The organism is Mesorhizobium sp. W016, assembly GCF_054719485.1.
Genome location: NZ_JBTTIF010000002.1, coordinates 5,438,891 through 5,458,430, shown reverse-complemented (window position 1 = coordinate 5,458,430; position 19,540 = coordinate 5,438,891). Strand labels below are relative to the sequence as shown.

Annotated in this window: 16 protein-coding genes; 5 read left to right on the top strand and 11 right to left on the bottom strand. The window is 58.5% G+C overall.

Translation table 11 applies throughout. The annotated features are described in order from the left end of the window. The first annotated feature begins 156 nt into the window (after positions 1-156). Entirely contained in the window at positions 157-1,353 is a 1,197-nt protein-coding gene (locus ACYG9V_RS26735; protein ID WP_023727419.1) for a uracil-DNA glycosylase family protein, read from the top strand. Here the strand turns inward: ACYG9V_RS26735 and terL are convergent. The 5 genes from terL to ACYG9V_RS26710 all read right to left on the bottom strand — a co-directional run bounded on the left by terL (position 1,335) and on the right by ACYG9V_RS26710 (position 6,646). Continuing rightward, entirely contained in the window at positions 1,335-2,789 is a 1,455-nt protein-coding gene (gene terL, locus ACYG9V_RS26730) for a phage terminase large subunit (RefSeq protein ID WP_352608611.1), read from the bottom strand. The genes ACYG9V_RS26735 and terL overlap by 19 nt on opposite strands. After that, positions 2,786-3,235, bottom strand: coding sequence for a DUF5681 domain-containing protein (locus tag ACYG9V_RS26725; RefSeq protein WP_023726890.1), 450 nt, complete (start codon positions 3,233-3,235; stop codon positions 2,786-2,788). The genes terL and ACYG9V_RS26725 overlap by 4 nt, the downstream gene beginning before the upstream one ends. Next, positions 3,232-4,611, bottom strand: a complete 1,380-nt coding sequence (locus ACYG9V_RS26720) for a site-specific DNA-methyltransferase (RefSeq protein ID WP_023726889.1) — start codon at positions 4,609-4,611, stop codon at positions 3,232-3,234. Before ACYG9V_RS26720 ends, ACYG9V_RS26725 begins: the two co-directional genes overlap by 4 nt. A 383-nt stretch (positions 4,612-4,994) precedes the next feature. Further along, complete coding sequence (locus tag ACYG9V_RS26715; RefSeq protein ID WP_023740372.1) at positions 4,995-5,372, bottom strand: hypothetical protein; 378 nt, start codon at positions 5,370-5,372, stop codon at positions 4,995-4,997. Next, complete coding sequence (locus ACYG9V_RS26710) at positions 5,369-6,646, bottom strand: PDDEXK family nuclease (RefSeq protein WP_023726887.1); 1,278 nt, start codon at positions 6,644-6,646, stop codon at positions 5,369-5,371. The genes ACYG9V_RS26715 and ACYG9V_RS26710 overlap by 4 nt, the downstream gene beginning before the upstream one ends. 590 nt (positions 6,647-7,236) lie before the next feature. On the opposite strand from ACYG9V_RS26710, the gene ACYG9V_RS26705 reads away from it, so the two are divergent. Together ACYG9V_RS26705 and ACYG9V_RS26700 are read left to right on the top strand one after the other, a co-directional pair. Beyond that, positions 7,237-8,127, top strand: a complete 891-nt coding sequence (locus ACYG9V_RS26705; protein WP_023740374.1) for an ankyrin repeat domain-containing protein — start codon at positions 7,237-7,239, stop codon at positions 8,125-8,127. A gap of 465 nt (positions 8,128-8,592) precedes the next feature. Then, positions 8,593-8,895, top strand: coding sequence for a DUF1330 domain-containing protein (locus ACYG9V_RS26700; RefSeq protein ID WP_023670645.1), 303 nt, complete (start codon positions 8,593-8,595; stop codon positions 8,893-8,895). Positions 8,896-8,949: 54 nt separating this feature from the next. Here the strand turns inward: ACYG9V_RS26700 and ACYG9V_RS26695 are convergent, their stop codons facing one another. Next, positions 8,950-9,036 carry a hypothetical protein gene (locus tag ACYG9V_RS26695; protein WP_348524486.1) on the bottom strand — a complete coding sequence of 29 codons (87 nt, stop codon included), beginning with the start codon at positions 9,034-9,036 and terminating at the stop codon, positions 8,950-8,952. A 410-nt stretch (positions 9,037-9,446) separates the two neighbouring features. On the opposite strand from ACYG9V_RS26695, the gene ACYG9V_RS26690 reads away from it, so the two are divergent. Then, positions 9,447-10,643 carry an IS256 family transposase gene (locus ACYG9V_RS26690; protein ID WP_286456782.1) on the top strand — a complete coding sequence of 399 codons (1,197 nt, stop codon included), beginning with the start codon at positions 9,447-9,449 and terminating at the stop codon, positions 10,641-10,643. A 363-nt stretch (positions 10,644-11,006) separates the two neighbouring features. Here ACYG9V_RS26690 and ACYG9V_RS26685 read toward each other — a convergent pair whose 3' ends face one another. From ACYG9V_RS26685 to ACYG9V_RS26670, 4 genes are all read right to left on the bottom strand, one after another. Further along, positions 11,007-11,264 (bottom strand): hypothetical protein, encoded by a 258-nt coding sequence (locus ACYG9V_RS26685; protein WP_023731955.1) that lies wholly within the window; start codon positions 11,262-11,264, stop codon positions 11,007-11,009. A gap of 909 nt (positions 11,265-12,173) precedes the next feature. Continuing rightward, positions 12,174-13,256, bottom strand: coding sequence for a transposase (locus ACYG9V_RS26680; RefSeq protein WP_352967966.1), 1,083 nt, complete (start codon positions 13,254-13,256; stop codon positions 12,174-12,176). Positions 13,257-13,376: 120 nt separating this feature from the next. Further along, a complete protein-coding gene (locus ACYG9V_RS26675; protein WP_023749671.1) occupies positions 13,377-14,108 on the bottom strand; it encodes a hypothetical protein in 732 nt (243 codons plus the stop codon). Between the two features lie 1,365 nt (positions 14,109-15,473). After that, positions 15,474-15,848, bottom strand: coding sequence for a hypothetical protein (locus ACYG9V_RS26670; RefSeq protein ID WP_023749672.1), 375 nt, complete (start codon positions 15,846-15,848; stop codon positions 15,474-15,476). Positions 15,849-16,040: 192 nt separating this feature from the next. Between ACYG9V_RS26670 and ACYG9V_RS26665 the strand changes: the two genes are divergently transcribed. Continuing rightward, positions 16,041-17,483 carry a LuxR C-terminal-related transcriptional regulator gene (locus ACYG9V_RS26665; RefSeq protein WP_352766004.1) on the top strand — a complete coding sequence of 481 codons (1,443 nt, stop codon included), beginning with the start codon at positions 16,041-16,043 and terminating at the stop codon, positions 17,481-17,483. A gap of 1,000 nt (positions 17,484-18,483) precedes the next feature. On the opposite strand, the gene ACYG9V_RS26660 is transcribed toward ACYG9V_RS26665, so the two are convergent. Then, entirely contained in the window at positions 18,484-19,224 is a 741-nt protein-coding gene (locus ACYG9V_RS26660; RefSeq protein WP_023728049.1) for an SDR family NAD(P)-dependent oxidoreductase, read from the bottom strand. Between the last annotated feature and the right edge of the window lie 316 nt (positions 19,225-19,540).

Here is a 19,540-nt window from a genome sequence, read left to right as displayed (position 1 = left end):
AGTCAGCCAACGAACAAACTTCGGTTGTAGCGCGAGGTTGGCGTCTATGAAGGCTTTTGCAGCATCATCGCTGGCCTCTGAAAAAACCTCAAAAATTCCTGTTGCGGCTTCTCCGCAATGCACTATCCCAAATTTTAGCAACTGGTGGGGGACCGCATGTACCGCATAAAGGCTGATACTGGAGAGATTCTCGTCCCGCACAGGTTCGCGGATACCACATACGGGGCGGCCGATCCGGCGCTTGGCCGGGAACGGCATCACATCGCGAATAGGGTGAAGGCAACGACGCTCGACGAACTGCGAACCTACTTGCGGAGAGGCTGGCCGATCTGGATGGAAATCAGGGGCACGCGGGATCGCCGACTAATTTCTGCCGACATCGTGGACGCCGAGCCACCTGCGCTCGGGGATGCTGTGCCTGCGGAGCCAGTGAGCCGACAGATTTCAATCGAGCGTGTTGTCAAACCTGCCCCTGCGCAAAAAGTACCGTGGCAAAACGCGCCGATTGCAAGCCATACAGAGAGGACCCTGGCATCATCGGGCAACGACAAAGACTACATCAGGCTCGTTCGGGAGATCTCGCTTGCCGAGCTTGCGGGCGAAATCGAGAATCCGCGCACGCTTCTGATGGGGTCGCACGTCTACAAATCGAAGCGGCTCGACATCGCATACGCACCGTTCGGCTACGTCAATGCTGGAGCGGACATCGTGATTGTCGGCATCACCCCTGGCCGCCAGCAAATGCGGGAGGCTCTTCTCGAGGCCAAACGGGCGATGGCGAGCGGAGCATCGCGCGAAGATATCCTTGCACGAGCGAAGGTGCATGCCAGCTTTGCTGGGGACATGAGAAAGAATCTCGTGAGGCTGATGGATGCCGTTGGCCTCAACGATTGGCTGGGGATTACGTCGACCGCAACCCTGTGGACCGTCGATAGCCAGCGTGCTCACTTCACGTCGGCGATCCGCTATCCAACCTTCGTCGATGGCGAGAACTACAGCCGCTCGCCTGACATGAACAAAGTCCCGTTCTTGTTCGACAAGGCCCGAGAGTGGCTCACCGAAGAACTCTCAGCTTTTCCCAACGCCGTGTTTGTCCCCATGGGAGATATGGTCTCGGAGGTATTGGCAAGAATTGGCGGCGAGGTCGGAGTTCCAGAGCGCAGAATTCTGACTGGGATGCCGCACGCCAGCGGAGCCAACAACGGCCCCATCGCATGGTTCTTGGGCGCACAGGGGGAAGAGAACGGTTGGCGTAGGCGCTATGTCGATATCCGGAATAAGGTGACCACGCTTGATCAGCGCCGAGGATACCATCCCGATTCAGGAGCAGCGCTTCAGAATTTCCCGAAATAGAACCTACCCGTCGGCTTGTCGTCCTTCATCCAGATCAGCGCCTGGGTCATGGAGTCGACCTGGTCGTCGTGCTTTCCGTGCGGAAATGCGAGCACCTCAAGCAGGAAGTCATCTCTCCAATGCGCGTCTTTCGGAAGATTGACGTTGCCGTTTTCGATCATTGCGGCAACACGTGACAGCCGGCTTTCCTTGTCGGTTCTGGCTTTTACCGGCGTGGTGCTGATGTCCTGGCTTTCCAAGTCGGCGATGAGGCTTGAGCCGGAACCCGCATCCTCAATGAGGATGATGTCGGGGGAGTGCTCCAGAAGGGAGTTTTTCACCGCCTTGATGAGGTCTGGGTAAGCTGCCCGGACGCGGACGAGATCGAGGAGATAATAGTTGTTGTCGTCTTTGGCCCATGTCGTTCCGACGGAGTAATCGCTGGAGGGGTCGCCCTTAAGCGCGGTGTCCCAGCTTTGAACGATGGTCATCGACCGACGGTCGAACTGATTTGGATCGTAGTCGCGAAACCACACCCTCTTGACCATGTTGCCGTCCGGTGGGGCAGGGGATTGTTGGTACTGCGCGGAAAAATTGAGCGATCCTAATAGGCGCTTTAGACCGTCCAGTTCGGCGTGTCCCAGACGCGCGGGGTGCAGCAAGTCGCCAAGCTTGCGATCGTGCCAGCGATTTACACTTGTCTGGACGCGTTCGTCCTGCTCGGCAATCGCCGACAGGTTCAAATGCTCCCAGCCGCCAGTCTCCAGAAGCACGCCTGCTAGGTCGTCGACATGCAATCTTTGCATGACAAGGACGACGGCACCGGCAGCCGGATTGTCGAAGCGCGACATCAAAGTCGTGCGAACCCAGTCGGCGCACCTATTGCGAGCCGATTCCGAATGCGCTTCATCTGCCTTCAAGGGGTCATCGATAATGATGATGTCGCCACCCCGGCCGGTTAGCTGACCACCGGTCGAGGTCGCCAGGCGTCCACCGCCGAGCGTGGTCTGCAGTTCATTTTCAGTGTTCTTGCGCGGGCTAACCTTGAAGGTCGGAAACATCGACCGGTACCAGGCGGTGTTGACGACCGTTCGAAAGTCGTTGGCGTGCTTGACCGCAAGTGGTTGAGCATAAGAGACGCAGATCATTTTCTTCGACGGATCACGGCCAAGAATCCATGCCGGGAACGCGACCGAGGTTGTGACCGACTTCAACGATCTTGGCGGCATCGTAATGATCAGGCGCTTGCACTTGCCCGCGGACACGCGGTCGAGCTGATGCGCAATGGCGCGAATGTGCCAGTTGGGCAAATACTTGGCGCCTGGATCGACGGCGGAGAAAGCCAGCGCCACGAAGGTCGCCAGGTCAACGCGGGCCGCGCCCAACAGCAGCTGAAGGGCAGTCGGTGCAACGGGCGAAGAGGATGGTCGGCCCGGTAGGGGGATTGGAGCGTTCATTCCTCGTCTCCCTCGTCGCCGGTCTTGGAACGGGTCTCGGTATCGTTCTCTGGCGAGTCCTTGTGGTCGAGATAATCCCGCATCATGTCGACCATTGTTTGCGGATCGAACACGTCGACCTCTGCATCGGGTTGCCGGCTTTCCTCAAGTTCGGCACAACGGGATGCGAGCTGAAGAGCATGGGCCGCCGACCGGAAATCGCCTGAAAGCGCATTGTTGCGCATTTTGAGGAGGATGGCCTCGAGCGCCGTCACCGTCGTCGTCCTGCCATTCTGCTGGATTTGGATCGGCCCAAAGAGCGTCTCGCGTACGATAGTGTTCATGTTCTTTTTGCCTTTCGGCCGGCCTTTCGGATTGCCTGACATTCCTTTCTGGAACCGGGTTTCAGCCGGAGGCTTGCCGTAGCCTATCGAGTAGTCGGCAGATTTCTTTCTCCGGGTGGTCACAGCACGCCTCCCACAGTTTCAGGCGCTGGGGTGGCGGACGCTGTTTTGGCGAGTACGCCGGAAGCTTTGACGCTTCCACGCTGCTCGAACAGTTCCTCGAAAGTCTCGCCCGTGGTGGCGAGCGTTGCCTGCTTGCCCGTATGCCTTTCGAAGCGGCGGATGATCAGATCGCAATAGACAGGATCGATCTCGATAAGGCGTGCGTGGCGCCCGGTCTTGTGCGATGCGAGTAGCGTGCTGCCCGAGCCGCCAAAAGGGTCCAGCACGACGTCGCCGCGGCGGCTGACGTCGAGCAGAGCGTCGGCAACCAGAGCGACAGGTTTGACGGTGGGATGCGCTTCGAGCTCTTCCATTCGCGAGGTGCCAAAGCTGTTGGCGCCGCGATAGGTCCAGACATTGCTGCGGTGACGTCCATGTTTGCCGAGTTCAACATTATTGCGATGCGGCTCCTTGCCATTCCTGAACACCAGCACCAGTTCGTGCTGAGAGCGGTAGAGGCTGCCCATGCCGGCATTAGTCTTGTTCCAGACGCACAGATTGAGCAGATCGCCGAACGTCTGTTTACCCGCCAATGTGGTCTCTGCGATATGACGCCAATCCATGCACACGAAGGCGATAGCGCCCGGCTTGCTCGACCCAGCAATCAGTGAGAACGACTGTTCCAGGAACCCTGCGAACTCGTCGTCGGACATCTCGCCGGATGCCATTGCAAATTCCCGGTGGCTCGTCTTGCCAAGCCCGCTGACGTGTCCGCCGATCGGAACGTTGTAGGGCGGGTCTGTGAAACAGACGGACGCCTTCTCCCCCTGCATCAGCGTCTCGAAATTCGCTGCCGAAAGCGCGTTGCCGCAAAGCAATCGATGATCGCCGAGCAGGAACAGATCGCCAGGCCGAGTTACTGCTGGTCCTGTTGATTTCTCCGGAAGGCCCGGCTCATCCTCATCGACTTCATCGTCCTGATTGTCGGGCGAGAACTCGCTGATGATCAGGTCGACCTCCGGGATATCGAAGCCGGTGATCGCGACGTCGAAGTCGAGATCGACTAGCGCCTGTAGCTCAATGGCCAGGATCTGCTTGTCCCAGCCGGCCTTCTCGGCGAGCCGATTGTCGGCAACAATGTAGGCGCGTTTTTCGGCAGCGCTGAGATGGGTGATGGAAAGCGTCGGCACCTCCTTCAGCCCGAGCAGGCGCGCTGCCGCTAGGCGACCATGGCCAGCAAGGACATTGTTGCTCTCGTCGGTTAGAACTGGGTTGGTGAAGCCGAACTTTTGGATGCTGTCGGCAATCTGTCTGATCTGTCTCTTGGAATGGGTCCGTGCGTTGTTGCTGTAGGGGATGAGTGCGTCGATTGAAACTGAGTTGATTTTGGTGGCCATGAGATCCTCTGAACGTCGAGCGCGTTAACTGACAGCGCCCCTTCGCTGAGAAGAAATCTCAATGTTTCTGATTTAAGAAAAGTGAAAGAAGTGGCCATTCACCGATTTGCTGCCGTAAAAAGATTTCTGTGGACGCAAATGATCGGCACTAGAGAGCGGGATGGCCCGGCAAAAAATTTTGTCGGGACATATGATAATCACAAGGTACCGACAAATATTTTTACTTTGACCTTCTCGGCGTCTGCAGTCGTCCACTCTGATACTGAGGAACGATAGCCTGCCTCAACTGTTCATCACCCAAAGCGCGACTGGGTCAGCCGACAGCTGACGTGCAAGAGTTCATCGATTAAGCAATCGTGCGTCGCAAGCCAAAAGCACATCGCCTAACTAGCGTTCTGGTTGAGCCGCGAAGCCAATGCTTTGGCCTCGGCTGGAGACAGCCGACTGAGCGCCATACGTAGCGCTTCGCAAAGTCCGTCGAGCATCGGCTCGCTACGTTCCGAACCCATATGACGATGCGCTCGATGCTGGAAGAAAAGGCAGAGCCAAAGCTTGAGCGCACTGCCTTCCCATTTGCCGGTCTCGCGGACTCGCGCTGACATCGCGTTGGAAAGTTCGGCAAGAGGGTCCATTCCTCCGGTGACCTCGTAGCCATTCAGGAAATGTGCGAAACGCCCTGATTGATCCCAGGCGAACGGTATCGGCATCGCCGAGAAGTCGCCCTTTAAGGCCAGTCGTTCCCACTTGAGAAGCCGTGTCATTCGGCGGCTTCCGCTAGTACGCTAAGCCGAGGCCGGATCAGAGAGACAAAGCGATTTGCTGCATCGCAGAGCCAGTCGAGTAGCTGGTCATCGCTCGCGAAGTCCGAGCGTGGCCTGAACACGCCGAGTTCCGCACAGAACGGTGCGGCGGATTTCGACCTCGCGATCAGGTCAAGGCTACCTTCGCTGCGCAGCTCTGCAATGTCGTTGTGGAACTCATCAAAAAGGGTCTGACCGTCCTCGTCACGAAAGGTCAGGAACAGCCCGACCTCAGCTCTGGTGCCGGTCGAACGAAAGCCTGTTATCCAGCCGATTGGCTCGGGTAGGGGAATCCTGACCCAATTGTCGCCGCCATGCCGCGGGGGCAGTTGGTCTGAGTGGTCGAATTGCACCTGATCAATGAAGCGCTGCCAGAACGCGCGGTTGATGCTTCGCCGGTTGACGCGGTCTGGATCGACAACGCTCTCCATACTCTCGTCAGCCTGGGTAGCCCCTATCTCTTGGGTCTCCAATTGGAGCGGTATGCCTTCACCGTTGACCAAAACTCTCTGCTGAAGGACTTCGGTACGCAGTGGCACCATTGGCACCACGACAATGGCTCCTGATGCCGCCTGCCAAAGCTGGATCTCAAGCAATGTCAGTTGCGCCAGGCCGGCGCCTTGCGAATTTAGATGCTCGGCAATCGCATGCGTATCCGAGCGGATGCCATCTCCGGCGATAATGAGCTGAAAGTCACCCAGCTTTAGCGATTGCGTCATGGCATCAACAAATGGAGCCTCCTCGAGCTCTGGCCACCGAAGCTTCGCCGCGGCAAAGATCGGGTTCGGCACATGGGTTGCCAGCTTGCGTCTTATCCCCGCGGTCAGATCGCCAAAGCTCCAGCGTCGCAGCAGCGCGGCATACTCCAGGATTTGCGCCAACACCTCCCGACGCGCCTGCGGGTTACGCCAAAGCTTGCACTCAATAATGACCAGTCGGCCGGTTCTTGCCACGCCCAGAATATCCGCGAACACTGTCCCGCTTGCACGAGGAATGGCGAGTTCCCGGCATAAGGGGACGACATCGCTCAAGCCGCCATCAAGCCGGTCGGCCACGATCAACTCTGGATGCCGAAACAGCAGATCTTGTAGCCAACGCTCGTCATAAGCGTGCTGCGACAGCGCATTCGAATCTGGCGCCTGGCCTGATCTAGGCGTTGCGTTTTGCGTTAGAGAACGACGGGCCAGTGTCTCGGTATCTGTTGAATTGAAGTCGGAAAATAATAAAGCACTCATTCGAGGGTCGCCATCTCCAATATTTTGTCATGAAAATGGAAACCATCATAGGAAATATTTCGATTATATTATTCCGACGTTCACGACAATTCATGATACGGATTTGCGCTCGATCTGGAACGACAGTCAACTCGAATTGTCGAGGCCATCTGCTCTCGGCGAGCGAATTGGGCACACGGCGCCCAAAGTCGCATAATATGCAGTCGGGAACTGGCGACCGGTTGACCATCAGCTCCAATAATGCGGACTTGAGCGCCTGCACGGGCCTTGCAGCTAGAAGGATGGCGGACGAAATCGAATAGGTCTGACGGGCGAGTGGGATCTGGGCGACCCGGGACCTTTTTGGGCTCTTCCGAGAGTTCGGAAGGCGGAGGGTTCACAAAAGGGAAGACATCTAGGGTATGTGCAGGGCGGTGTTACCCGACGCGGTTCTAGGTTGTGGACTTATAAGCCCGAAGCCACAGCCGGACGGATCGACCTTGCGATTCGTTTCCAGGCACCGGTTGGGTGGCTACGATCCGGCATTCGTGGTATGTTTTTGCGGCCTTGAAAGCATGACCCGTACCGCAGTTTGCCTTGGGAGATGCCAAATGCGCATGTCCTTGCTTTTCATTCCACTACTGCTTGCACCGATTGTATCGCATGCCGCCGGCATTCACGACGCCGCCATGAAGGGCGATGTCGCGGCGATCACGGCAGCGCTCGACGCTGGTGCCGGCGTCGATGAGAGCGACGGGCGCACGACACCACTCTATCTTGCGGTCAAAGGCGGTCATTTTGCAGCGGCAAAACTGCTCATTGAACGCGGTGCCGACGTCAACGCCGTCCCGGACCCGCGATTGGGTCCTGCCCTTATTCTGGCTTTGGCAAAACGCAGAACCGATTTGATCAATCTGTTGCTGGACGGGGGCGCAAATCCAAATTCGAAGCGCAGCCGCGAAAACGTTATCCACATCGCGGTCAATCTCGGTTGCCTCGATTGCGTGAAAGCACTGGTTGAGGCCGGCGCGGACGTGAATGCGAAGACAAAGGACGGCAAGACACCGCTCCATCTGGCAAAATTCAAGGGGCAACGCGAAGTTGCTGACTATCTCATGTCGCACGGCGTCGTGTTGCCAACGCCAGCTCCGATCTCGATGAAGTTGGCTGCTGCCGATGTCGAGAAAGGCCGAACCTACTTCACACACGTGTGCCACGGTTGCCACAATGCCGAGCCACAGGGAGGGATCAAAACGGGACCGAACTTATGGGGCGTCGTCGGCCGCGATAAGGCATCCATGGCAAACATGCGTTACTCCGACACCTTGCTGGCTTTAGAGGGTGTATGGACGTACGAGGACCTGAACAAATATCTGCTTGAGCCCATGCTCACCACGCCGGGTGTTTACATGGAGGTGCCTGGCGTCCCGGACGAGACCGAACGGGTCAACCTGATCGCCTACTTGCGTACACTCAGCGACAAACCGCTCCCACTGCCCTAGGAGCTATTAGGCAAAAGGGCCGAGGTTGGTCGAAAACGTTGACCGACTGAACGTCGTTTATGAGTACACGCCCTAGCAACGGATTCGTTCTGGAAGTCCCTTGCATGGACCTTGCTGATTTTTATCATCTTTCAGGTTGCATATTTCCTATTTTCATTCGCGCTTTTCGACAAGTTTTGGATGAAAAGGACCGAAGAAAAACCGAACCCTGCCGAGCCTACCTGTCGAGACGGCGGTGTCTCATCTGAAGGGCGGTCGATGACGCTTTGAGGGAGACCGCCAGACACGAGAGCATGCGATCATGCTAATCTTTGCGAACCATGCGAATGAAGGAAAGCCGTGGCAGCGCCAACAATCATCGAAAAGCGCGCTGGCGCTGGATGTCGCCACGGAGATCGTCGACAGGGTGCGGACCGACGACGCCGAAGCCGAGGAGCGCGAGGTAGGTCTAAGGAGGAAACACAGATGGCTGCCTATCTGATAGCGGATGTAGACGTAAAAGACGCTGCCTTGTTCGAGGAATATCGGCGGGACGTTCCCGCTACCGAAGAGCGGTACGGTGGGCGGTATCTGGGCCGCGGTGGCGCCACCAAGGTTCTGGAAGGTGATTGGGATCCACACCGACTGGTCATTGTCGAATTCCCCGACATGGCGTCATTGATGGGCTGGTATAATTCGCCGGAATACGCCCGGCTGATCGAGATCCGCAAACGTTCCGCTAACACCAGGATCATCGCTTTAGAAGGGATTGCAACGCCTGCGGCGTGACCCATGCAGCCAGCGGACCCGACGACAGTTGGCGTCCTCAGCGTCATTTCTTCCTCACGGCGAGATGCCGTCGGCAGGGATCAGGCAGCGTTTGGACATGAAGGCGTCGCGGAACGCGGGTGCTGTATTGATGCCCTCCATCCTCGCGTTGTCTTCGCACAGGCCGTCAAGGACGCCCTCAGCCAGAGCCATAAAGTCCCGCGCGCTTCCGTACCACGGCGAACGGCCGTCCAGGACATCTCTGGCAATTCTGCGGTGCAGACGAGCGAATTGATCAAACCGCCCGCCTCCTTATAGCCATTCATGAAATGCGCAAAGCGCGCTGACTGACGCCAACGGAAGGGACGCGGCATTTGCGAGAAGTCGCCTTCCAGGGAGCGTCGCTCCCATTCCTTCAACTCGTCAGGTGTCTGGTGACCGCCGTGTTATCCCGATCATGCGAAGACGTTCGCTGGTAGTGTGCTGAGAGTTCTGCAAATTCGCTGAGAGGGGGCGGTCATGGCAGGCTGGTGATTGTTCACGTCACCTGATTCCCGCGAAGGAACGCCACCATGACCAAGACTGAAGTTAAGACCGCCAGCGCTGCCGTCAAAGACATTTTGCTTTCGAACCCGGATGGATTGCACGAAGTGCTCCGTGCGGTGATGCAGGAGGTGCTTGAGGCCGAGATGGACGAGGCGCTGGGTGCCTCGAAGAGCGAGCGCACGCCCGAACGGCTTGGCTATCGCTCGGGCTATTACGGCCGCACCCTTGTGACGCGGGTCGGCAAGCTCGAGCTGCGGGTTCCGCAGGACCGGGCCGGGCGCTTCTCCACCGAGCTGTTCGAGCGCTACCAGCGTTCCGAGCGGGCCTTGGTGGCGACACTGGCGGAGATGTATGTGCAGGGCGTGTCGACCCGCAAGGTGAAGGCGATCACGGAAGAACTGTGCGGCCATGCCTTCTCGGCCTCGTCGATCTCGGCCATCAACAAGCGGCTGGATGAGAGCCTCGCTGCCTTTGCCAGGCGCCCCCTTCAAGAGCCGTTTCCTTACCTCATCCTCGATGCGCGCTACGAGAAGGTGCGTGAAGCCGGTGTTGTCATGAGCCAGGCGGTGCTGATAGCGGTCGGTATCGACTGGGACGGAAGGCGCCAGATCCTGGCCGTGGAGATGGCCAATCGCGAGAGCCGCTCGGCCTGGAGGGACTTCCTCGTCGGCCTCAAGGCGCGCGGCCTCAAGGGCGTCGAGTTGGTTGTGTCCGACGATCACGCCGGCCTGGTGGCAGCGATCGGCGAGGTGATCCCCGAAGCCGCCTGGCAACGCTGCTACGTGCACTTCCTCAGGAACGCGCTCGATCATCTGCCGAGGAAGCACGGCGACGACTGCCTTCAGGAATTGCGCTGGCTCTACGACCGGCGCGATCTCGCAGAGGCCAGGGCTGATCTTGCCGCATGGCTTGCCAAATGGTCGGCACGCTATCCGCGCCTGACAGGCTGGGCCGAGGATGCCATCGAACAAACCCTGACCTTCTTCAGGCTGCCGAGACAGCACCACAAGCATCTCAAATCCACCAACATGCTGGAGCGGCTCAACGAGGAAATCCGCCGGCGCACCTATGTCGTGCGCATCTTCCCCAACACCGAAAGCTGCCTGCGCCTGGTCAGGGCCTTGGCCGTCGAGACCAACGAAAACTGGATGGAGGCCAACCGATACATCAACATGGACGACCTGCGCGAGCACAAGAAGCTCGCTCTGCGCCAAGCCGCATGACCAGCATCATGGCTGCCCCATTTTGCAGAACTTGACGCACACAACCCGTTCGCTCCGGTGCGGGACGACTTCAAGTCCTTTTCAAGGGTGTTGGGAGGTTGGCCCTGCACAACCAAGGGGCACGATCAGCTTCTGCACCTTCAGACACATCGTGATAACCTGTCGGCCATGAAATCGGAGGCTTGAGAGAAACGTGGGCGGGCCCAGGAGACTAATTTCTGCCCATGGGAAGGCGATGTCCGCGCTAGCCGGAATGTCAGCTACCGAAGATCCGCCGCCTGAAGGCTGCCAGTCCGCTAATGGCCGCCCCAAAGCTGCCGGTCAACACAAGATCGCATTGGAACCGATCCTTCGCATCCCCCGTTATCGAATGGAAGGGACATTACTTGTCATTAGGAGATGAAGAATGAAGCGGCTTCTTTTTGCCACTGCCATGATGGCTGTTTCCAGCGGGCTTGCGTTCGCGGGGACGACGGGGACAACAGGGACGACGTCGAGTGGCTCCTCCACTACCACAACGATGCCGACGACAGATAACAACACGGATTCGACCACAACGAAGTCGACCAATTCGAACTCAGCGAAGGACTGTGCGCCGGGCCAGCAGAGTGGCAGTGCCAAGCAGGCCGCTCCTGGTCAACAGGATGACACCAGTGCCAAGTCCGCAGCCCCTGGACAGATGAAAACGACTGCCGAAGGTTGCTAATTGTGCCGGGAGAGGCCTGTTTGCACCGGCCGGAATGGATGCCTCCCGCTGCCGACCGGCGGCAACGGTCCGGCCCGTGCGCCTTCGATCAGTGCGGGCCGTTTTTCTGAAAGAACCTCCCTTAATCGTCCAACGAGCCTGCAGCCTTTTCTTGGGCGAGCCGGAATGCATAGTTGGTTGCGATGTGATTGTTGAAAGCGGCCTTGGCGAAGGCAGATTTGAACGCGACAAACGCCTCAAGCGGCACGTCCAGGAAATCGTATTGCTTCCCCCCTGGCTCAAAACCAGACAGAGAACCCTGGTCCGGGTCAATAGTCGAACTTGGGCATCGAGGTCGACGGCATGGTGCGTTTCAAGAAACCAGCGTGAGCCGCGGCCAGCCGGGTATGGACCGCCCTACAGGCTGAACTGTATTCGAGTGGCCGGGCGTAGAATGACGTCTCGTTCCGCCGCTTCGCGCGCCGCCCTGATCGGAGTTTTCGCGTTGACGGTGTGGGTGGCCGTCACGGCATCGCCTGCCATCTCCTCAACACGGTATTTCGGCACTTTTGTTCCTACGCGTCGGTAGCAACTCCGCTTGTTTGGGGGTCGCCCTCAAAGAGGAGAATAAGGTGGCAAGCTCGGGTCGCCCTGCCGCCGGCATAGGCGCTAAGATAGCTTTGGCATGGACTGAAACTTGCGCTTTCGTGGTGGTTCGCGCCAGCGATATCGCAAGGCATGGAGTTTTTGGCGCAGGGCCGCCAAGGAAGGTTGAGGAAAGATGGTCGCGATCAGAGAGGCGACGATCTGGCGGGTTGCGCGCCACAGCAGCGGGCGCCCGTCGCTCAAGGGGGAGAGACACCCAACTCCTGCGAGAGGGGTTCGGTCACGAGCGCGATGAGGAAGTGTGCAAGGATCCAAGGCTTTGCGATCCTTGGGTCTTTGGCGGGAGGAGAGCGCAGCCCGATCAGGCTCTTCAGGCGCTTGAAGGCGAGCTCGATGCGCCAGCGCATGCGGTAGAGCTTGAGGACCGTATCGGCGGGAAACTCCTCCCGGTCAAGCGAGGTCACAAGCAGGACGAAGCCGGCCGCAATCAGCGTCTGCGGTTGAACCTTGTTGCCCTTGGCCCTGGCTTCCTTGTTGATTTTGCGCCGCGCTTCTTGTGCCGCGGCCTCGGATTTGCGCAAGGCGATCAGGCGCATCTTCACAGGCTCGCCCTTCTTGAGTGCCAGCCGGGCAGGCGTTTCGCAGACTTCCTCCCGGCAGCTCTCCAGGTAGCCGATGAGATCGAACGCCCTGCCGTTGGCGTCGAGCCATCGCGCGTTTTTCCACGACGCGCGCACAACAACATCGCCGCCTTGCGCCATCACCTTGGCGATCCGCTCGGCCTGCAGATAGGCGCGGTCACCGATGCGGATCTCGCCCGCCACCACCGGCACGCGGTCGATCAACTCGGCCTCGCTCTGATCGGTGATCTCGATGAAGTCGAACTGCTCGCGCTCAAGCTCGAAGGCGCAGTGCATGCGCCAAAGACCATTGTTCTTCTTCTCATACGCACCGGCCTTGGCAACCGCTGTCGCATCGAGGATGCGAACCAGTCGGCCTTTGGCCAAACCTGCATCCTCGCGCTTCAAAAGGTGCCCAATCAACTGCTGCAGCCATGGTCCTGCATTGCGCAGCCGGCCAAGCAGCGCCACGTCCGAAATGTCGGCTATCCCGCTCGCCGCCGCCCAGGCCACGACGCCCCGCATGCCAACCTTGCCAAGGCAGTAAGCCAGTGTCAGGCGCAACAGGTCGCTCGCCGACCTGACGCCGCGCGGGCGCAGGAACGCCTTCGTCTCGCGGGCACTTCCTGCGATCAACTCTTCGCCGCCCAGAAGCTCAATCGTCTCGGCCCAGCCGTCATCAACAAGCGATTCGTGTGTCATCGCAGCGTAGAATCACACCCGATTCCGCAAGGCAATACCTATCTTAGCGCCTATGCTGCCGCCGGGGGGGTGACCCGGCGGCTTGCACGTTCGACTAGGGTCGCTTCACCTGTGACCGCCTTACGGCGTTGCCGCAGGAGTCTGCTTGGCAGCCATCTCGTCGATCTTCTCGGCAAGCACGCCGTTGGCCCATTCGGTGACCTCGGCGTCGACCGGCTTGTTGGCCATATCGGCGAGCGCGTCATCCAGCGACGGGACGGCGGCAGCAGCATCGGCCGCCGCTATATTGGCGGCATCGAGAGCCGCCTGCGCTGCGTCAATCTGCTCCTGGGTCGGGACTTGGTCGGCCGGAGTATTCGGGTCGTTCAACTTGGCGTTCAACGCGTCGACTTCGGCTTGGGCGGCATCTACCGCGGCTTGGGCACCCTTGGCGGCCGCCGACGCTGTCACATAAGCCTGAATGCCGGCGAATTTCTTGCTCTTGGAGTTCATATAAGCGTTGATGTTGCGCTGCAGCGAGTTCAGCCGGCCAAGCTTGGCGTGAATGTTCTTGTCCTTAGGCGTCGCGGCGACCTCAATGTCGTCGACGGCGACCTGGTCTTCGCCCGAGGCCTTCTTTCCGGCGTGAGCCGATGCCGACTTGCTGTGCGAAGCGCTGTTGCCGGACTTCCCGCCGCTGTTGCCGGACTTGCCGCTATTGCCGTGACCACCGCCATTGCCGTGACCACCGCCATTGCCGTGACCACCACCATTGCCGTGACCACCACCGTTTCCACCCGCGCCAGCGAAAGCAGGAGCGGTCACTAGCGCAAGCGCGGCAAGCGCTGCCAACAGCGTTTTTCGGGATGTCATGGTACCTCCTCAGGCGAATAGCCACCTCGCCGATTCGTTATAGAGCGGCTTATAAGAGTTTCCTAATTCGACTGAATGAACTTTAGATAAATGCTTGTTGCAATGAGCGACTGACGACTGCGGAGCGCTTTGTAACCCTCTGAAATGTAGCAAAAAATCCGGAGTCGCAGACCGTATCGCCCTTTGCGCGACTGAAGTCCCATACCGATCGACTTGGTCGGGCGATGCACAACTGCGGAATGCTTGCGGCATTTCGGAGTATGGCGTCACCGTGTGGCTGTGACTGCGCATTGGTAGACAACTCGCCGGGCGAAGACCCCAACTACCTCGAGCCCGGCGAGCCTACACCTGATCAGAGTACGCGATCAGGACCGGGGATCAGCCGGCGAAAGATGTGGGTGCAATATGGGCGCCAAACTATTCGTCCCAAATTGGGACCATGCTGCGGCCGGCAAGCTGCGCTTAGGTCTCATAAAAGACTTAGGCGCTGGCATCGGAAATGACGATCGCTGGTTAGATCGCTCCTTCCTCCGTTTGTATGATTCGTTGGCATTGGCAGTCGTGCGCATATTGTTTGCCGGACGGCGCTGAGTCTCACCGGTCGAGCCCAGCGGCCCGCCCGCCGCAAAGTGTCCCCCCGCTACAAAGGCTGCTGGGCCGTCCTAGCGCCGATCTGCTCCGGCAATGGCCGCGTGAATGCCCGCTCGACTCCAGCAACAGCTTCATCCTTGGTTGCGACGGTTCCGCGCGCGCCGCCGTCATCGAGCGTATCTTACTCGCCTAACCCGGATCGTGCCGCGTCCGCTTTCCGGGACGCACGGATCTATGCTCAACAGCTAATGTCAGGCGCGTACCTGAATTGGTCCTCGAGCCGAGATAGCGCGTTAGTCGATACACGACATTGCGATGTCCAGGAATTGACCGTTTCGCGAACAGCGATGACTACTCGGAGCTGCTATCTCGTTTGCGCCACGAACTGTCCCCTGCCCTCAATGCTTCCAACGTCTCATTTGGGGCCGTATCCGGACGGTCTGCTTCTAGGAAGCGCTCGTCGGTAAGCTGCCGTTCGAGTTCACGGTCATCGAGCGAAGTTTGCCTTGTCAACTGACGAATACGCTGCTTTGACGACCAAGTTTAGCGGGCGCTCTTACCGGCCGGCCCCTTGGCGGCTGGAACAGGGCCGGTAGCGGATCGGCAGCTTGCGGAGCCACGCAGCCGAAGAGCGGTCATTCCATGACGTTGCTTACAGCTCCAGGAGGAGTGTCACCCCTCCTGGAATAACAACCTGCCATTCGTCAACGCCTCCTTCCAACCTGGGGAGAACCGCCGGAAATCAGGCTGTCAGATGCACACCGTCGCGTGGAGTCATTCATCGCGCCAGTATGGGTGGGAACAGCTGAATTGGCGCGAGCCAACCAGACGGCGTTTGGTCTCCGATATCGGTCCTCGGACGGGCAGATCATTCGCGGTCATGTTGGGTACGACGCTGTAACCCTGATCGACAAGCTGCAGTTTCAGCTCCGCGAGGTGGCGCCTGAATCCATTTTCGATGTAGCTGCGCGGATACCGCCATCCGTTCCTGCATGCTCGCACGAGAATGTCGGAATACAGTTCAGAGCTGGCAGCTTGCAGCGCTTCTTCGGAAGTCAGTTTGCTGTTGGTTTGGGTACCTTCGGACAAGCATGGCCCCACCGACACCAAAAGCACCAGTATTACGGTCAAGACAGACAACTTTGTCATGGAGCCCTCCGTGTTCTGGATCGACCAGGCCTGCCAAGCAACCTGCCCTGCCGATCTGCAGAGACTAGGATGCTGACCCGTCGCATGGAATCGTGCAAATGCAGTGTTTTCGATATCGCATCTGTAGTATTTTCATCCTGATGTAAGGCCATCGGGTTCTGGCCACAGGTCGGCAGCAAGGAAAATGGAACGATGCTTCGCGCCGTAGGCAATCCTCTCGCCGGCTTATCGGATCGGGAGTTGATGGTCGCGGCAAAGTTTGCGGAGGGCATGACTTATCGCGAAATCGGCGAAACACTTTTCATAGCGCCTACCACCGTTCGGACCCATCTTTCGGCCATTTATCGGAAGCTCGATGTTCGCAGTAAAGTGGCGCTTGCTGGGTTACTTGCCGATCACCGCCAGCAGGACCGCAGCCATGCACCACCCGGAAGTCTTTCGACCGACGAGCCGGGTCCGCCGGTCCTCGCAGTTCTCCCGTTCGACAATTTAAGCGGAGAAGAACGCTGGACTCGTATCGCTGATGGTTTGTCGGCGGACCTCATAGTTGATCTCTCTCGCTACCGGGACCTTGCGGTGATCGCCCGCCAAACAATGCTTTCCTACAAGGGACGGCGTGTTGACGTGCGAGCTCTCGGACGAGAGTTGAATGCCGACTATGTGATCGAGGGAAGTTTTCAAGTGGACGGGCAGCGGGTGTGCATCCGCGTCCAACTCGTCGACGCCCACACAGGGGTCGATGTCTGGACGATGCGTTACGATCGTTCCGCGAACAACCTGTTTGCGATGCTGGACAGCGTGACCGAAAACGTCATCAATGTCCTTGCAACTTGCCACGGTCAGCTCGCCAATCTGCGACGTGATGCGGCTCGTCGGAAGGCTCCAGCAAGTTTGCAGGCCTATGACTGCTATCTGCTTGGGCTTGAGCAGAAGCACCTTTTCACCCGTGAGTCGAACAAGGAGGCGATACGGCTACTGGCGCGTGCGATCGAACTCGACCCGGGTCTAGCAAGAGCTTGGACGGCGCTGGCACTTGCGCATGCTGTGGAAGCTATCAACGGGTTTACCGACAACCTTTCCGGCTCGATCGAGAGCTGGAGCCAATGTGTCAAGCAAGCGCTGGCGCTTGATCCGGCCGACATTTACGCCCGCATAATGCTTGCCGATCTTCGGGCATTGCAGGGCGATGTCGAAGCTGCTGTCGAAGAACATGACCGAGTGTTGGTGGCTGCTCCAAATGACGCGGACTCACTTGCCTTTCTTGCGGGTAGCCTTGCTCTTGTTGGCAGCGACCCGAAGCGTGGCTACGAACTGGCCAAGCGAGCGGTCCGGCTAAATCCTTATGTTCCCTGGTATTATGGAATGCTCGCTCGATGCAGCTACGTTCTAGGCTTTTACCGTGAATCACTGGTCGCGCTACGTCAATCTGCGCCAGATTCGCCCGCCACCCTTCTGTTTGTGGCAATGGCTCATGCGATGCTCAATGAAACTCCTCAGGTCGCCAGGATCAATTCGCGACTGAAGGACGAGTTCCCGAATTTCACGGCTGAGGTGTTCATCAGAACCTATCCGGTTACCAATCCTGTCGCCATTGCTGCAATCAGAGAAGGCGCCCGTCGTGCGGGTTTGGCCTAGCTTCTTCACTCTGGTCACCTCAGAGGCGCATTGCTCCTGGGCAGCATTGGGGCCGCAAGCGGACCGTCAGCTTCGCGGTGAAAATCCTCAGAAAGCGGGCCAGCATGTAGTCGTCGCGGCTGAAAGAGGGGCGTGACGCGCAAGGAATAGGTCCTGGTTTCACCTGATCACCTACGCAGGCAGTTTGACGATCATTGAGCGGCGAGAACGCGGCCCGAGGCAGGAGCTTTGAGCCGATTTTACGATCGACCTTCAGGCTTGTCGAGCCGTCTCGAGGTTACTGCCGAAAAACCGAGCCTCCATGCCGGCGCCCTGGGGAGGCAAGACAGCCAGCAACTGGACGGCTCGTGGATTTAGCACCGTTCAACCCAGAGCGTTTTGTCGAGATGCAGGCGTATCCGCTGGCCTTCCGCGAAGGACAGCGCAAAGGATTCCAGGCCCAATGAGCGTGTAATTTCCTGGTCGGTCTCTATGATGCGGACGACCCATTCGCCACTGGCTCCGACTACTTCCACGCAACGCGTGGCCCTGCGAATTGGCACCACGTGCCCATCACATCCTCCCTACGAAACGCAATGGCAAGTCGATTTAAGACGGTCGTAGTCGGGAATTCAATAACAAATGCTTGCTCGGAATCGGACGAGCCATCCTGGAAGGGCAGTACGAAGGCGTTGAATGGCTAACTTGTCATGCCACCTCGGTCAGGCGAGCCCTCCGGGGAGCCTCCCGTGAGATAGCCTCTGCTTCAGGTCGTTGGCATTCAGGATGGCTGCCAGCTCTTCAGCATACTCCATGTCGGGAAGGTCGACAGAAGGGTGGCCCACTACAATAGCCGGCTGCCCGGTGAAAACGTCGAACACCGCCCACGTCCCATCCGGTTCCCGCCTTACCTCGTACCGCAGAGTTGCCATGAGGGGATCACATAGGTCGCCGTTAGGGTGGGAATATTTGGTCCACGGTGACGCGGGGCCGCCTGAAAGCACCGAGACACAGTCGGCGCTCAGTAACGCGCCCGCCCACCCGACATGTCGAATACCGCGCCGGTATTGAAGTTGCTGGCGTCCGAGCACAGCCAGGCCACCATGTGGGCAACTTCTTCGACCCGGCCGAGCCGGTTCATTGGACTATCGACGATCATTGTCTCGACAGCTGCGACCCCGAGGTTTCGGATCATGTCCGTATCGATTGGCCCAGGAGCGACGCAGTTCACGCGTATGTTTGTATTGGCGACCTCACGCCCAAGCGCCTTTGTGAAGACTACGATACCTGCGCTGGAGGCTGAATAGGCGGCAAGGTTGGCAAGACCTTCCTTGCCCGCCAAAGAGCCCATATTGACAATGCGGCCAACACCCCATTTTCGCATGTGGGGCAAAACCAACTGCGTCACTTGCATCGTGCCGATCAGATTGGTTTCGATGATGCTTCGCCAGTCTGCAGGTTCGTGTTGGTCAAACGGGTGAAGGGTTCCTAGATAACCGGCGTTGTTAACCAGAACGTCTATACGCTGGCCACGACCGACGATCATGTTGATCGCATGGGTTACCTGATCGCGGCTGGTAATATCGACCTTCGTAGACACCACACCCTTCAGTTCGATCTGATCTCGATCCCACACGTGCACTGCAGCACCCGACGCTACAAGGCGCTCTACGATTGCCTTGCCGATACTCTTTGCTCCGCCGGTTACGACGGCTGTCTTGCCAATGAGGTCATATGATACCGGCACAAAGCCCCCATTCATGCGTGTTCACACGGGCTAAGTTTAGCAGGATCGCATATTTTCGCCAGCGGCCAGACCGGTGTCACCAGGTCTTGGCAGCGCCGGAGCCAAGCTATGACCTGGTCGGCAGCGAGCTCCAGATCGTACACCGACGATGTTGTTCTTTGTCCCGCTCTCCTCCGGCGACACGCCATTGCCCAGTTTGAAAGAACCAAAGAGACAATCAGGACAGGCCGGCGATATTTCGATGAGGGGGGCTTTCGCCATTAGTTAGCGCAGGCTAATATGTGTTCTTCGCGGTCAGAGAGCCGCCTGCATGTTGGGCAGAGATGCTTTA